We start from the raw sequence: 15038 nt of genomic DNA, 5'->3' as shown, positions 1-15038 counted from the left end.
TGCATTTGTCGTCCCGATTTTCCGACTTTGTTTTTTAGGTGGACCAATCATGACCAGCAGCTATACGTTCGACGACCTCAAAAAAGACGTTGCCGAAGGGCGCATCGACACCGTTCTCGCATGCCAGGTGGATATGCAGGGCCGGTTGATGGGCAAGCGCTTCCAGGCAGAATATTTCATCGAAAGCGCATGGAAAGAGACGCATAGCTGCAATTATCTGCAGGCGACCGACATCGAGATGGAGACGGTCTCCGGCTACAAGTCAACCAGCTGGGAAAAGGGCTATGGCGACTATACCATGAAGCCGGATCTTGGCACGCTTCGTCGGATACCCTGGCTCGAGGGTACGGCGCTGGTTCTCTGCGACGTGCTCGACCACCACACCCATGACGAGGTTGCGCATTCGCCGCGCGCCATCCTCAAGAAGCAGGTCAAACGCCTCGAAGCCATGGGGATGAAGGCCTTCATGGCGTCGGAGCTGGAATTCTTCCTGTTCAACCAGAGCTACGAGCAGGCGCAGAATTCGGGTTACCGCGACCTCAAGCTCGCGAGTGCCTACAACGAAGACTACCATATCTTCCAGACGACCAAGGAAGAGGACGTGATGCGGGCGATCCGCACCGGCCTGCAGGGTGCTGGCATTCCGGTCGAGAATTCCAAGGGCGAGGCCTCGGCAGGGCAGGAGGAAATCAACGTCCGCTATGCCGATGCACTGACCATGGCGGACCGCCATTCGATCATCAAGAACGGCTGCAAGGAGATTGCCTGGTCAAAGGGCAAGGCGATCACCTTCCTTGCCAAGTGGAGCTACACCGCTGCCGGCAGTTCCTCGCATATCCATCAGTCGCTTTGGAGCGCCGATGGCAAGACGCCGCTCTTCTTCGACGAGACGGCTGATCACGGCATGTCACCGCTGATGCGGCACTATGTGGCCGGTCTTTTGGCCCATGCCAGCGAGATCACCTATTTCCTGGCGCCCTACATCAATTCCTACAAGCGTTTCGTCGCCGGCACCTTTGCACCGACCAAGGCGATCTGGAGTACGGATAACCGCACCGCCGGCTACCGGCTCTGCGGCGGCGAGACCAAAGGTATCCGCATCGAATGCCGCGTCGGCGGCTCCGACCTCAATCCCTATCTCGCCTTCGCGGCCCTGATCGCGGCCGGCATCGATGGCGTCGAAAACAAGCTGGAACTGGAGGCGCCCTACGTCGGCGACGCCTATGGCGCCCGTGACGTCCGCGAAATCCCGCGCACCCTGCGGTCTGCCGCTGTCGCCATGAACCAGTCAAAGATGTTGCGTGACGCCTTCGGGGACGAGGTGATCGATCACTACACGCGGGCCGCCGAGTGGGAGCAAGAGGAATATGACCGCCGCATTACCGATTGGGAAGTAGCGAGAGGCTTCGAAAGGGCGTAAGTATCGCAACAATTTCGCCGCCTTTTCCGCGAAAACGGAAGTAAGGTAGGCAACCAAATGCAGGGCTGATTCAGCCCTGCGCCAATCCATTCGTTTGCAGATAAAAGACAGGATTTGATCATGGCCATGATCCAATGCATATCGCCGGTTGACGGTTCGGTTTATGCCGAGCGGCCGGCGCTTTCGCTTGAGGCGGCAAAGGATGCCGTCGCGCGGGCGCGCAAGGCGCAGAAGGCTTGGGCGAAGCGTCCGCTCGAGGACCGTGTTCAGCTCGTTCTCAAGGGCGTGGCGCGCCTGAACGAGATGGCCGATGTCGTCGTGCCGGAACTTGCCTGGCAGATGGGTCGCCCGATCAAGTACGGCGGCGAATATCGAGGTTTCAACGAGCGTTCCAACTATGTCGCCTCGATCGCAGCAGATGCGCTTGCGCCGCTCGTCGTCGAGGACAGCGCGAGTTTCGAGCGCCGCATCGAGCGCGAGCCGCATGGCGTCGTCTTCGTGATTGCGCCGTGGAACTATCCCTACATGACGGCGATCAACACCGTTGCCCCGGCTTTGATGGCCGGCAATTCGATCATTCTCAAGCATGCCAGCCAGACGCTGCTGGTCGGCGAGCGGCTGGTGCAGGCTTTCGTCGAAGCCGGCGTTCCTGCCGATGTCTTCCAGAATGTTTTCCTCGACCACGAGACCTCGTCGGCGCTGATTGCCGCCGGCAGCTTCAACTTCATCAATTTCACAGGTTCGGTCGAAGGCGGGCGTTCCATCGAGCGCGCCGCGGCCGGCACCTTCACCGGACTTGGCCTGGAACTCGGCGGCAAGGATCCGGGCTACGTCATGGAAGACGCCGATCTCGACGCGGCCGTCGATACGCTGATGGATGGCGCCACCTATAATTCCGGCCAGTGCTGCTGCGGCATCGAGCGCATCTATGTCCATGAATCGCTCTTCGACTCCTTCGTCGAGAAATCGGTCGCCTGGGTGTCGAACTACAAGCTCGGCAATCCGCTCGATCCCGAGACTTCGCTCGGGCCGATGGCGCATAAGCGCTTCGCAAAGGTGGTTCGCGACCAGATCGCCGACGCCGTTTCGAAGGGTGCCAAGGCGCTGGTCGATCCGAAGCTTTTCCCGGCCGATGATGGTGGCGCCTATCTCGCGCCGCAGATCCTGATCAATGTCGATCATTCCATGGCCTTCATGCGTGAAGAAACCTTCGGACCGGCCGTCGGCATCATGAAGGTCAAGAGCGATGCGGAAGCGCTTGAGTTGATGAACGACAGCCCCTACGGCCTGACGGCATCGCTCTGGACGAAGGACCCGGAAAGGGCAGGGCGCCTCGGCCGCGAGATCGAAACCGGCACTGTCTTCATGAATCGCGCCGACTATCTCGATCCCGCGCTTTGCTGGACCGGCGTCAAGGAAACCGGCCGCGGCGGCTCGCTTTCCGTCCTCGGCTTCCACAATCTCACGCGCCCGAAATCCTACCACCTGAAGAAAGTCACAGCATGAGCATCAATATTTCAGCCAATTGGAGTTATCCGACAGCTGTCAAGCTCGGTCGCGGCCGCATCAAGGAACTGGCCGACGCAGCCAAGAGCCTCGGCATGAAGAAGCCGCTGCTGATCACCGACCGGGGGCTGGCCTCGATGGCGATCACCAAGACGGCGCTCGACATTCTGGAAGAGGCGGGCCTCGGCCGCGCCATCTTCGCAGATGTCGATCCGAACCCGAACGAGAAGAACCTCGAAGCCGGCATCAAGGCCTTTAGGGATGGCGGCCATGACGGTGTCGTTGCCTTCGGCGGTGGCTCCGGTCTCGATCTTGGCAAATGCGTCGCCTTCATGGCCGGGCAGACGCGTCCCGTCTGGGATTTCGAGGATATTGGCGACTGGTGGACGCGTGCCAATGTCGAGGGCATCGCGCCGATCGTCGCCGTTCCGACGACGGCGGGCACCGGCTCGGAAGTCGGCCGCGCAAGCGTCATCACCAATTCGGTGACGCATGTGAAGAAGATCATCTTCCATCCGAAGTTCCTGCCCGGCGTCGTCATCGCCGATCCGGAACTCACCGTCGGCATGCCGAAGCTGATCACGGCAGGCACTGGCATGGATGCCTTCGCGCATTGCCTGGAAGCCTATTCTTCGCCCTTCTACCATCCGATGTCGGCCGGCATCGCGCTGGAAGGCATGCGCCTGGTCAAGGAATACCTGCCGCGCGCCTATAAGGAAGGAACCGACCTCGAAGCCCGCACCAACATGATGTCGGCGGCAGCCATGGGTGCCGTAGCCTTCCAGAAGGGCCTCGGCGCCATTCACGCGCTGTCGCACCCGATCGGCGCCGTCTACAATACGCATCACGGCATGACCAATGCCGTCGTCATGCCGGCCGTGTTGCGCTTCAACCGCAAGGCTATCGAAGAGAAGATCGGTCGCGCTGCGGCCTATCTCGGCATTTCGGGTGGCTTCGACGGCTTCTACGATTATGTGCTGAAGCTGCGCGCAGAACTCGGCGTTCCCGATACGCTGACCGCGATGGGCATTGCGCCTGATCGCATCGACGAGCTTTCGGCCATGGCAATCGAGGATCCGAGCGCCGGCGGCAATCCGGTGCCGATGACGCTCGAAAACACCAAGGCGCTCTTTAGGGATTGCTTCTAATCAGCGATATCAGGAATTCCGCGGCGGTGGTTCGTCGCGGAATTCGACACTGGTGACATCCCAGAAGCCGGAGGAGATCAGCATGACCGGACTGGTCGTCATTTCCGGCTGCTCCGGCGGCGGCAAGTCAACCTTATTGGCTGAGCTTGCCGATCGTGGTTTTGCTGTCGTGGAAGAGCCGGGCAGGCGGATCGTCAAGCAGGAACTGGAAGGAAGCGGCGCGGCGTTGCCTTGGGTCGATATGGTCGCCTTCGCTCGGCGCTCAATGGAGATGGCGCGATCCGACGTAGCCGCTGCATGGGTGAACGCCGGCTGGATATTCTTTGATCGCGGCATGATCGATGCTGCCGTTGCCCTGCAATATATTACGGGCCAATCCATACCGGACGAGCTTAAAGCCGGTGGCTTTTACCACGGCCAAGTCTTCCTGACGCCGCCTTGGCCCGAAATCTATGTGACTGATTCCGAGCGTCTTCACGGCTTCGATGAGGCGGTAGCGGAGTATGACCGGCTTGCGACCGTTTATCCCTCGCTGGGTTACGAGGTGATCCTGCTGCCAAAGGTTAACATTCAGCAGCGAGCAGATTTCATTCTGGATGCTCTAAAAGCCGGATTTTCCGAATGAATCTTGCGGTTGTGGCGGTCGCCCCATTTCACCCCTGGAAATAGACGGTCAAATTCGACTCTCCTATTTAGATTTTATTAACCATGATCGGAAAGGATGTATTAACCGCACGATGCTCCCGACGGTGCGGAAAAGAGCGATGCTAGCGCTCGCATTCCCCCTCAAGGATCAGACATGCCAGTCATCACATTTGCAAATACCAAAGGCGGCGCAGGCAAGACGACGGCTGTGCTGCTGCTCTCCACGGAACTGGCGCGGCGCGGCTATCGCGTCACCATCCTGGATGCTGATCCGCAGCATTGGATCTCGCATTGGAAGGAAATCTCCGGCCCGATCCCGAATGTCTCGGTCATCGATTTCGTGACGGGCACGTCGCTGCCGTTGCACCTACGGGAGAGCAAGGACAGCACCGATTTCTTCATCGTCGACCTGCCCGGCGCGCGCAATCCGCTGCTGGCAACCGCGATCGGCCTTTCCGATCATGTGCTGATCCCGATCCAGGGCTGTGCCATGGATGCTCGCGGCGGCGCGCAGGTTCTGGAACTGCTGCAATATCTGGAGAGCAAGGCGGGGATCAGCATCCCTCATTCGGTCGTGCTGACCCGCGTCAACTCCATGGTCACGACCCGCGCCCTGCAGACGGTCAAGGCGCTGCTCAACCAGCGTCAGGTGCCCGTGCTCGAAACGCCGATCATCGAGCGTTCGGCCTTCCGCGATATCTTCGACTGTGGCGGTACGCTGCACACGATGGATCCTTTCAGGGTGAGCAACCTCGAAAAGGCGCAGGAGAATGCGGCCGCATTCGCCGACGAGATGCTGAACAAGCTGCCGGTTCGACTGACGGCTTCGGCATTGATCGCTGCCCAGCGCCTGCGGGATGCTGCCTGATCTTCAAACGGTAAAAGCAAATCAGCCGCCGGAGATCGCTTCGGCGGCTGATTCGTTTCTGAAGGGATGGTATTCTTACTCGACGAACTCGACTGTGACGCCGGGCTTCACCATTTTGGCCAGTTCGTTGGCGTCCCAATTGGTCAGACGCACACAGCCATGGCTCTGCGATTTGCCGATTTTGGATGGATCGGGCGTGCCGTGAATGCCGTAGGTCGGCTTCGACAATGCCATCCAGACATTTCCGACCGGCCCGTTGGGTCCCGGCGGAATATCGAGGATCTTGTCGTTGGCGCCCTGTTTGAAATTGATCTTCGGATTATAGGTGTATCCCGGATTGAAGACGACGCGCTCGACTGTGACCGTGCCTGATGGCGAGGGCGTATCGGTCGAACCGATCGTGGCGGGGTAGGCGGCGAGAAGCCCGCCGTTTGCATCATAGGCAAAGACCTGCTTGCGGCCCTTGTCGGCGATGATGCGGGCAACGGCGCCAGACTTGTTGTCGCCGGGATTGACGACCTTGATCACGGAGCCGGGGACAGTGAAATCCACGCCCGGATTGAGCTGCTTGAGATAGTCCTCATCCATATGGAAACGTTCGGCCAGCATTTCGGTGGTCGACGTATAGCTGAGCGAGGTCAGCGTCGCCTTCTGGGCATAGTCTTCCGGGATGGACGCGACGTAGGGGCCAGCGGCGTCGGCCGGCGTGATGGTGTAGTTGATGATGGGCATGCCGCCCGACAGCCGAAGCTGCTCCAGGATCGCGTCCGTATTGTTCGGATCGAGCTGCTGGCCTGTCATCTGCTGGTAGGCATAGATCGCCTTGGTCACGTTGGCGCCCATGCGGCCGTCGATCGCGCCGGGAGAGATGCCCTGGCGGTCGAGGAAGACCTCCAGCGCCGTAATTTCCATCTTCGACTTGTTCTTCAGCGTGATAACAGGCTGTGCCGGCACAGCGGGCGGCAGCGCCTGCTGCTGGTCGAGCGAGGCATAGTCGTCGCCACTGTTCGGGTTGCCATCGGGCATGGGCTGGTTGTCCAGCGGCACGCGTTGGATCGAGCCTTCCCCCGGGATGGCGCCGGTGATGGCTCCCGGTTCCTGCTGACCGTAGCCGTTGTCGGCATAACCGCCGTCATCGTTGCGAACGCCATAACCACGATTGTCATAGCGCGTGTCGCCGTAGCGGTCGTTACCTTCACCGTTATTATAGTACCCGTCGTTGTAAGCATCGCGTCTCGGCGCCCTCGGATAATAGGTGCTGGCGCGCATTTCGGTCGCGATCAGGTTGCCGTAACGGTCGATCAAAACCCGCCGGCCACGGCGATCTCTGGCGACGATGACATTGCCGCCTTCGGGAATCTGGTCGAGAATATGGCCATCGGGAGTGACCATGAAGGTGTCGCTGTTTGCGCTGCGATAATATTGCTGCGCATGAGCCTCCGGCAAGGTGCCGGCCAACATGACGATGGCGGCTGCCAGGACAAGGCTTGATTTTACGACTCTGCTCACGTCAGTTTTCCTCGATCGGGGATACAACGGACAAACACACGGGAATTTTGACGCCAATGTGGAATCTTTCCATATCATACTGAATAAAAGATAAAAATTTGTGTGAAGCAGCGACCGAGATTAACGTTTGGTAAGGTTGATGGTTGCATCGGTTCGGGAACAGGAAAGGGAGAGAACAGGATGATGGAATTTGCGAGTGCCAAGGGCCCAAAGCTGATGCTGGATGAGAGCTCCGTGCTCGATATCGGCGGCTGCTTCGTCGATGGAGTCGATATCGCGCCCGGCAAGGCTGTCCCTGACGACGGCGATGCGCGGATTTCGCATTCGGTCGAGGGTTTTCTGTTTACCTGCGGCCCCGATCATATCCGGCACCGGGAGCCTATCCCCGGCCGCAAAGATGGGAAAGTCTATCCGCTGCATGGCTCCGCCTCCAGCCATCCGGCCAAAATCCTCTCGACGCGATTCGAGAACGGCAATGCCGAATGCCACGCCGTGATCGACATTGTCACCGTGGAAGGGCAGCCCGCCCGAATCGAGCGGCGCTGGCGCATCGATGGAACCACCGGCGAGGTGCATCTGGAAGATCATGTGGTCAACACGAGCGCCCAGGCGGTGCCGACCTTTCTGATGTACCACATGAATATCGGCGGCAAATGGTTCGATGCGAAAACGCGGCTCGAAGGCAAAATGCTTGACGGCGGCGGCTTTCCCTGGACGTTCGGCCCGGAGCTGGGTGGCATTTTCTGTGTCGAGGCACTAGGAACCGAGAACGGATTTGCGGAAGTTCGTCTCGGGCCGATCGCTGCTATCAGCGGCAAGACGCTACGTGTCCGTTTCCGCGCGGACACGCTGCCGCATCTGCAGGTCTGGCGGAACCAGAAGGCGCCGGCCGATGTGCTCGGTATCGAGCCGGTTTCGCATCGCTGGGTCTCGCGGGCGGAGCTTGAAGCCGGCGGCGAATTCAACTGGCTGAAGCCCGGAGAGAGCCGCAGCTACGCACTGAGCTTCGCCTTCGTGTGAGCCCTGTCGACGGTTGACGCTGTGCGTGTGGCGGCGTAGATCAAAAGCCCTGATTTCAGAGAGGAACGTGCCATGGACATCCGCCCGATCGATGATGAGTACTCCGTTTCCGGCCAGATCACGGTTGGGGATCTCGACGAGATCAAGGCCATGGGCTTCCAATCGATCGTCTGCCATCGCCCGGACGGCGAAAGCCCCGACCAGACTCCGTTCGACGACATCGCGACCCGGGCCGAAGAACTCGGCCTGATCGTCGCGCATGTTCCGGTCGGCCCCATGGGCGTGACCGAGGAAGCCGTCCAGAGCATGGTCGATGCGCTTGACGAATTCCCGCGTCCGATGCTCGGCTACTGCCGTTCCGGTGCACGCTCGACTGCGATCTACCAGAAGACACATCACATCCGCGGCTGATCCGCGGTCATTTCGGGACCATTTCCGTCCCTGGGGCGCTGCGATTGCGGCGCCCGCTTAAACATCGTTCACACGACAGTTCAGGAGAGAACATCATGAGCATCAAGCGCATCGACGTTGGCCCACGCATGAGCGGCGCCGTCATCCATGGCAACACCGTCTATCTGGCCGGCCAGGTCGGCGAAGGCGAGAGCGTCACGGATCAGTGCAAGTCGGCACTGGCCGAAGTCGACCGGCTGCTGGCTGCCAGCGGCTCGAGCAAGTCGAAGATCCTGCAGACGCTGATCTACCTCTCCGACATCGCCTATTTCGCCGAGATGAACGCTGCCTGGGAAGCCTGGGTCGATCCGGCCAACACGCCGGCCCGCGCCACGAGCGAAGCCAAGCTTGCTGCGCCGAAGTACAAGGTCGAATTCATCGTGACCGCTGCGATCGACTGAGCTGATTGACGCATTGTGAATATCGAAGCCGGTGGGTTCGCCCGCCGGCTTTTTTGTTTGGCTCAGCCTACGAGGCGTCGGAAATGATCCTCGATATCGTGAAGAAGCCGGAGGCGATCGGTTTCGCTCTCGGCGATGCCGTCCTGATTGACCACGCCATGCAGAGCATTGAACAGAAAGACTGCGGTGAATGCCGGATTGGTGAGCGACCAGGCGTTCGCGCGATTTCCGGCCGTCAGCAGTTCTGCAAGGTAACATGTCTTAGTTTCAGAAAGCGGTCGCAGAACCTCAATTCTGCGACCTCAAATGCCTGGTATCTAGGGGGTGGCGACGAAGTCGCTCAGCCGCTTTTCGTCCGTGAAATTTCCGCCAAGGTCCTCGACGGCGTGATCGCTTCGGGGTCGAGCTTCACCTCGATGATTGCCGGTTTGCCGCTGGCTCGGGCGCGTTCGAAGGCGAGGCCGAATTCTTCGGTTGTTGCTACCGTTTCGCCGTGGCCGCCATAGGCGCGGGCCAGCGCCGCGAAATCGGGGTTGCTGAGCGCCGTTGCGCTGACGCGGCCGGGATATTCGCGTTCCTGATGCATGCGGATGGTGCCGTACATGCCATTGTTGATGACGAGCGCGATCAGCGGCAGGCCGTATTGGACGGCGGTTGCGAATTCCTGTCCATGCATCATGAAGCAGCCGTCGCCGGCAAAGCAGATCACTTCGCGTTCCGGGAACAGCTGCTTGGCACCGACCGCTGCCGGCAGGCCGTAGCCCATGGAGCCGGAGGCGGGGGCCGCCTGGGTGTTGAACCGGCGGAAACGATGGAAGCGATGCAGCCAGGTGGCGTAGTTGCCGGCGCCATTGGTGAAGATTGCGTCGCGCGGCGTGTTTGCCTCGATCCAGTCCATAATGCGGCCCATATGGACGGCGCCGGGGCTTGTTTCCGGCGTGGTCGACCATTTCAGATAGGCGTCGTGCATCTGCTTCGTCCGCCCGGCCCAGCATGGTTCGACGGGGGCTTCGAGATTGGCAAGGGCCGCGGTGAAGTCGGCGGGGCTGGCGCAGATCGCCAGATCAGGGCGATAGACGCGGCCGAGCTCTGACGGGTCAGGATAGACATGCACCAGCGCCTGCTTGGGGTAGGGAATGTCCATCAGCGTATAGCCGGAGGAGGGCATTTCAGACATCCGGCCACCGATAAGTATCAGCAGGTCGGCTTCCTTAACCTCCTTGGCGAGCGCTGGATTGATGCCGATGCCGACATCGCCGGCGTAACTGTCGTGCAAATGGTCGAACAGCATCTGCCGGCGGAAGGAGCAGCCGACGGGGAGCTGGAAGCGCTCGGCGAAACTCCTGATCTCGGCGACGGATTTCTCATTCCAGCGTGTGCCGCCGAGGATGACCATGGGGCGTTCGGCAGAGGTCAGGCGGCCGTAGAGGTCGTCGATCTGGCTGCGGCCCGGATGGGCGGCGACGGGCATATAGTGCCTGGGATGCGCAGCCTCGACTTCGTCGCGCAGCATGTCTTCCGGCAAGGTCAGGACAACAGGGCCGGGGCGGCCGGAGGTGGCGACCGCAAAGGCGCGGCTGACGAATTCGGGGATGCGCGCGGCGTCATCGATTTCGCCGACCCATTTGGAAAATTCGGTAAAGGCGCGGCGGAATTCCACTTCCTGGAAGGCCTCACGCTCGCGGGCATCGCGCTGCACCTGGCCGATGAAGAGGATCATGGGGATCGAATCCTGCATGGCGATGTGCAGGCCGGCAGAGGCGTTGGTGGCGCCGGGACCGCGCGTCACCATGCAGATGCCGGGCTCGCTCGTCAGACGGCCCCAGGCATCGGCCATCATCGCCGCTCCGCCTTCCTGGCGGCAGACGAGCACGTCGATATCGCTGTCATGCAAAGCGTCGAGCACGGCGAGAAAGCTCTCGCCGGGGACGCAGGAGATGCGCTTGACGCCATTTGCCTTCAGCGCCTCGACAATGAGCTGGCCGCCGGTGCGTTTCATCAGTTTGCCTTTCCTTTTAATTCCCCGAGCTTGGCCAGTTCCGCGAGTTCCGCCAGAACTTCCTGCTGGTGTTCGCCGAGACGCGGGCTCGGCCTGTCGTAGACAAGCGGCGTTTCGGACAGAACGACCGGGGTGCGCACGCTTGGGATACTGGTGCCGGCCATATCCTCAAGATCGATCTTCAGGCCGCGCGCCTTGATCTGCGGATCGGCGAACATCTCTTCGATCGAGTTGATCGGGCCGGCGGGAACGGCGTTCTTTTCACATGCGGTCAACAGCTCGTGTTTCGGCCATTTCGCCGTCTCGGCGCAGACGAAGCTGCGCACCTCTTCGCGATTGGCGACACGCGCCTTGTTGGTCGCGAAGCGTTCGTCGTCGGCTTTGTCCGCAATGCCAAGAATGGTGCAAAGGCGGCGGAACTGGCCGTCATTGCCGACTGCGAGGATGAGGTAGCCATCCGACGAAGGAACGACCTCATAGGGCGAGATATTCGGATGCGCGTTGCCGAGCTTGACCGGCGCCTTGCCTGAAATGAGGTAGTTCATGTTCTGGTTGGCAAGGACGGCCGACTGGACATCCAGCAGCGCCATGTCGACGAGCTGGCCTTCGCCCGTCTTCAGCGCGTGGATCAATGCCGCCTCGATGGCCGAGACCGCATAGATGCCGGTGAAGATATCGGCGATCGCAACGCCTGCCTTCATCGGCTGGCCGTCGGGCTCGCCCGTTATCGACATGAAGCCGGACATGCCCTGGACGATATAATCGTAGCCGGCGAGATTGGCGTAAGGACCGGTCTGGCCGAAGCCTGTTATCGAGCAATAGACGAGCTTTGGATTGATCTTCCTTAGGCTCTCATAATCCAGCCCGTATTTGACGAGACCGTCGAGCTTGAAGTTCTCGATGACTACATCTGCCGTCATCACCAACTGGCGGACGAGATCCTGGCCTTCTTCCGTCTTCAGGTCGGCGACGACTGAGCGCTTGCCACGGTTGGCGGAGTGATAGTAGGCAGCGGAGAGGTTTTCGCCATCCTTGCCTTCGACGAAGGGAGGTCCCCAATGGCGTGTGTCGTCGCCACCGTCGGGGTTTTCCACCTTGATGACGTCGGCGCCGAGATCGGCGAGCATCTGTCCGGCCCAGGGGCCGGCGAGCACGCGGGCAAGTTCGATGACGCGGATGCCGGAGAGGGGTGGCTTTTTCATCTGTTGGGTCATGTCTGTCCAGGTGCGTTCAGGGTGCTCGCGCACCCTCTGATGTATCGGATACGGGCTTGGATGCAAAGCGGCGCTCGCGCCAGATGATGTAAAGCCCCGAGGCGATGATGATGAAAATGCCGGTCCATTTGAGTGCGTCCGGGAAGTCGCCGAACACGAGCCAGGCAAAGATCGTCGCGGAGACGATTTCGAAATACTGCAACGGCGCGAGTGTCGAGGCGGGTGCTGCGCGATAGGCGTAGACGCCGAGTATCCCCGAGATCGCGGCCGAAATGCCGACGCCGAGAAGCCAGATATGGGCAGTCGCGTCCGGGATGACAGGATCGAAGACATCGGAACCCGACCCGTGCCCCAGAAACAGCAGTACGGCGCAGAAGAACAGCCCCCACAGCCCCATGTGGAACTGCATGACCCAGGGGTCCTCGCGCTGGGCGAGGGCGCGGTTCATCATGGCGGAAATGGCAATACAGACTGCGCTGACGATCGGAAGCAGCGCGACGTAGCCGACCTGTTCGAAACTCGGCTGGATAATCAGGATTGCGCCGAAGAAGCCGACTGCGCATGCGGTGTAGCGCCGCCATCCGATCGTTTCCCCAAGGAAGAGGCTGCTGAGGATCGTAAGGATGATTGGCTCGACGAAGAAGATCGCGATCGCATCGGCAACCGCCATATATTTCAGCGTCGTGACGAAGGAGATCATCGAGATGGTGATGATGGCGCCGCGGATGGCATGAAAGAGGCTTTGCTTCCAGGATGCGTCGGCAAGGCCGTTTCGCCACAGCACGATCGGCAGCATGCAGGCGGCCTGAATTGCAAAGCGTGCCGCAGTGATTTCCGCCGACGGGATCGTCGTGATGGCGAGCTTCGAGAAGATGTCGATGATCGGTGACACGAGGACCGACAGAAACATCAGGCCAAGTCCTATCGTGACTTCGGAGGCGGCAGGCTTGGCGATGCTGGCTTTTGCGCTGTTCATTATGAGATCTTCTATTCAGGAATTCGCAATCGCTCTGTCGCACCAATCGGCGAATTCAGCCATTGCCCGATCAGCGCCGATCTCGTTCAGCGTCTCGTGGCGCATGCCCGGATAGATGGCCGCGGTCACATGCGAAAAGCCCATGCTTTTCAGGCGCTCCGCCAGCCATTTCACGACCTTCGCACCATCGGTCGCCGGGTCCTGTCCGCCGCCGACAAGATGGATCGGGAGGTTGCGGGGAAGGCGGCCAAGATGCGTCGTTTGCGGCGCGCGAAACGACAGTTCGAAGATATCGAGCCAGAGCGAAGTGGAGGCATCGAAGCCGCAGAGCGGATCGGCGATATATTTATCGACCTCGGACGGGTCGCGCGACAGCCAGTCGAAATTCGTCCGCCGATCGCGGATCGAGCTTCCCCAGACACCGAAGGTGAGTTTCGGTAGCAGGCCGCTCGGCACATCCGAGCCTTTCAGCATCCGTTCGGCTCTGAGGATGAGTTGCGCGATGCGACCGGCAAATCCGGGGTGGAGGTTCGAATTCCACACGGCGACCGCGCTAAATTTTTCCGGGTGGGTGACAACAGTGTTGAGGCTGATCAAGCCGCCCATGGAGTGACCGAAGAGGATAATGGGGAGGCGAGGGTGGGCAGATGCTGCGAGATCGCGCATTGCCATCACGTCGCCGATCACGCGCCCGATACCGTCTTTTCGCGAAAACTGCCCACGCGGAGCATCCGGAGCCGTCGTCTCGCCATGGCCGCGATGGTCGTGGACATAGGTGTGATAGCCGCGTTTCGCCATCGCCTCCGCAAAGCGCTGGTAGCGGCGGGAATGCTCGGCAAGGCCGTGGCAGACGATAAGAATACCGCGTTCGGCACCTTCCGCGGGCTGATGGTGATAGGCAAGCAAAGCGCCTGTCGGGCTCTCGTGCCGCCGCAATTCTGAAAACATGGATTTCCTCCGGTCCGGCGAAGAAAGGTCATCGCCGCCGAAAAAACAATGGAGGAGATCTGGACCACACAAATAAATGTGCATCTTTAGGTTATTCAGGCTTGCCGGTATCGTGGCGACCTGATTATTTGTTCCTATATTGTTCTTGTTTGGAGGGTGCGAGAATGAAGCTTTTCAGCCGTGGATTGATGATTGCGGTTCTGTGCCTGCCAATGCTGGCTGCGGGGGCATTCGCACGGGATGCCGGAGGCGGGCGTACACGCTTCATTCTTGCCGCGAGCTGGGAGCCGGCCTTTTGCGCGACGAACCAGAAGAAGACGGAATGCCGGGGGCAGAAGGCCGGGGATTTCGACGCCACCAATTTCTCCCTGCATGGCCTCTGGCCGATGCGTCAGGAATATTGCGGCGTATCTGATGACCAGAGGGACGCCGATCGCCGCAGCGACTGGAACGATTTGCCGGCAGTCTCGCTGACCGCGCAGACCCGTTCCGCGCTCGACAAGGTCATGCCGGGCACGCAATCCGGCCTGGAGCGCCATGAATGGACGCGGCACGGCAGCTGCACCGGCATGAGCGCGGATGATTATTTCAACGCTGCCGTCGGCCTGATCAACGAGCTGAACGCATCCGCCGTCCGCGATCTCTTTGCGCAGAATATCGGCAAGACGCTGGATGCTGAAACAATCAAGGCGGCTTTCGACGAGAGCTTCGGCAATGGGGCCAGCGACAGGGTCAAGATGAGTTGCCGGCGCGTGGGCAACGTACGGGTGATTTCGGAAATCACGATCGGCCTTTCCGCTGATGCAACCCAGCCATCGAGCGGCGGTCCGCGGCTTGGAAAGCTCATCCAGGAGGCAGGCAGAACTTCCTTCGGATGCAATCAGGGCGTGGTGGATGCGGCAGGATTTTGAGGCCTTCTGCGCCTTCCTGCCCG

14 protein-coding genes are annotated in these 15038 nt (G+C 60.4%); 9 read left to right on the top strand and 5 right to left on the bottom strand.

Going from position 1 to position 15038, the window contains the following annotated elements; all coding sequences use genetic code 11:
• The first annotated feature begins 49 nt into the window (after positions 1-49).
• From DTW90_RS01425 to DTW90_RS01405, 5 genes are all read left to right on the top strand, one after another.
• Positions 50-1420 carry a glutamine synthetase family protein gene (locus DTW90_RS01425; protein ID WP_149336111.1) on the top strand — a complete coding sequence of 457 codons (1371 nt, stop codon included), beginning with the start codon at positions 50-52 and terminating at the stop codon, positions 1418-1420.
• Between the two features lie 120 nt (positions 1421-1540).
• Complete coding sequence (locus tag DTW90_RS01420) at positions 1541-2926, top strand: aldehyde dehydrogenase family protein (protein ID WP_149336110.1); 1386 nt, start codon at positions 1541-1543, stop codon at positions 2924-2926.
• A complete protein-coding gene (locus DTW90_RS01415; RefSeq protein WP_149336109.1) occupies positions 2923-4074 on the top strand; it encodes an iron-containing alcohol dehydrogenase in 1152 nt (383 codons plus the stop codon). Before DTW90_RS01420 ends, DTW90_RS01415 begins: the two co-directional genes overlap by 4 nt.
• A gap of 82 nt (positions 4075-4156) precedes the next feature.
• The gene (locus DTW90_RS01410; protein WP_149336108.1) at positions 4157-4699 is read left to right on the top strand and encodes an AAA family ATPase; all 543 of its coding nucleotides are present in this window, start codon (positions 4157-4159) and stop codon (positions 4697-4699) included.
• 174 nt (positions 4700-4873) lie between these two features.
• Positions 4874-5587, top strand: a complete 714-nt coding sequence (locus DTW90_RS01405; RefSeq protein ID WP_149336107.1) for a ParA family protein — start codon at positions 4874-4876, stop codon at positions 5585-5587.
• A gap of 75 nt (positions 5588-5662) precedes the next feature.
• On the opposite strand, the gene DTW90_RS01400 is transcribed toward DTW90_RS01405, so the two are convergent.
• The gene (locus DTW90_RS01400) at positions 5663-7096 is read right to left on the bottom strand and encodes a L,D-transpeptidase (RefSeq protein ID WP_149336106.1); all 1434 of its coding nucleotides are present in this window, start codon (positions 7094-7096) and stop codon (positions 5663-5665) included.
• Between the two features lie 180 nt (positions 7097-7276).
• On the opposite strand from DTW90_RS01400, the gene DTW90_RS01395 reads away from it, so the two are divergent.
• The 3 genes from DTW90_RS01395 to DTW90_RS01385 all read left to right on the top strand — a co-directional run bounded on the left by DTW90_RS01395 (position 7277) and on the right by DTW90_RS01385 (position 8967).
• Positions 7277-8116 (top strand): DUF4432 family protein, encoded by an 840-nt coding sequence (locus DTW90_RS01395; protein ID WP_149336105.1) that lies wholly within the window; start codon positions 7277-7279, stop codon positions 8114-8116.
• A 72-nt stretch (positions 8117-8188) separates the two neighbouring features.
• The gene (locus tag DTW90_RS01390; protein ID WP_132519773.1) at positions 8189-8527 is read left to right on the top strand and encodes a sulfur transferase domain-containing protein; all 339 of its coding nucleotides are present in this window, start codon (positions 8189-8191) and stop codon (positions 8525-8527) included.
• 95 nt (positions 8528-8622) lie between these two features.
• On the top strand, positions 8623-8967 hold the full coding sequence (locus tag DTW90_RS01385; RefSeq protein WP_132519776.1) for a RidA family protein: 345 nt from the start codon (positions 8623-8625) through the stop codon (positions 8965-8967).
• 340 nt (positions 8968-9307) lie between these two features.
• Here DTW90_RS01385 and DTW90_RS01375 read toward each other — a convergent pair whose 3' ends face one another.
• Genes DTW90_RS01375 through DTW90_RS01360 form a run of 4 tightly spaced genes read right to left on the bottom strand, consistent with a single transcriptional unit; the run spans position 9308 to position 14104 of the window.
• A complete protein-coding gene (locus tag DTW90_RS01375) occupies positions 9308-10966 on the bottom strand; it encodes a thiamine pyrophosphate-binding protein (RefSeq protein ID WP_149336104.1) in 1659 nt (552 codons plus the stop codon).
• Positions 10966-12180, bottom strand: coding sequence for a CaiB/BaiF CoA-transferase family protein (locus DTW90_RS01370; protein ID WP_149336103.1), 1215 nt, complete (start codon positions 12178-12180; stop codon positions 10966-10968). Before DTW90_RS01370 ends, DTW90_RS01375 begins: the two co-directional genes overlap by 1 nt.
• 16 nt (positions 12181-12196) lie before the next feature.
• On the bottom strand, positions 12197-13156 hold the full coding sequence (locus tag DTW90_RS01365) for a DMT family transporter (protein ID WP_149336102.1): 960 nt from the start codon (positions 13154-13156) through the stop codon (positions 12197-12199).
• A 15-nt stretch (positions 13157-13171) separates the two neighbouring features.
• On the bottom strand, positions 13172-14104 hold the full coding sequence (locus DTW90_RS01360; protein ID WP_149336101.1) for an alpha/beta hydrolase: 933 nt from the start codon (positions 14102-14104) through the stop codon (positions 13172-13174).
• A gap of 188 nt (positions 14105-14292) precedes the next feature.
• Here DTW90_RS01360 and DTW90_RS01355 point away from each other — a divergent pair, with 188 nt between their 5' ends.
• Positions 14293-15015, top strand: a complete 723-nt coding sequence (locus DTW90_RS01355; RefSeq protein WP_246664896.1) for a ribonuclease — start codon at positions 14293-14295, stop codon at positions 15013-15015.
• The last annotated feature ends 23 nt before the right edge of the window (positions 15016-15038 follow it).

The organism is Neorhizobium sp. P12A (genome assembly GCF_008365395.1).
Lineage (GTDB): Bacteria > Pseudomonadota > Alphaproteobacteria > Rhizobiales > Rhizobiaceae > Rhizobium.
Note: the sequence above shows the minus strand (reverse complement) of the source record. Positions and strands in the feature narration are given on the sequence as shown.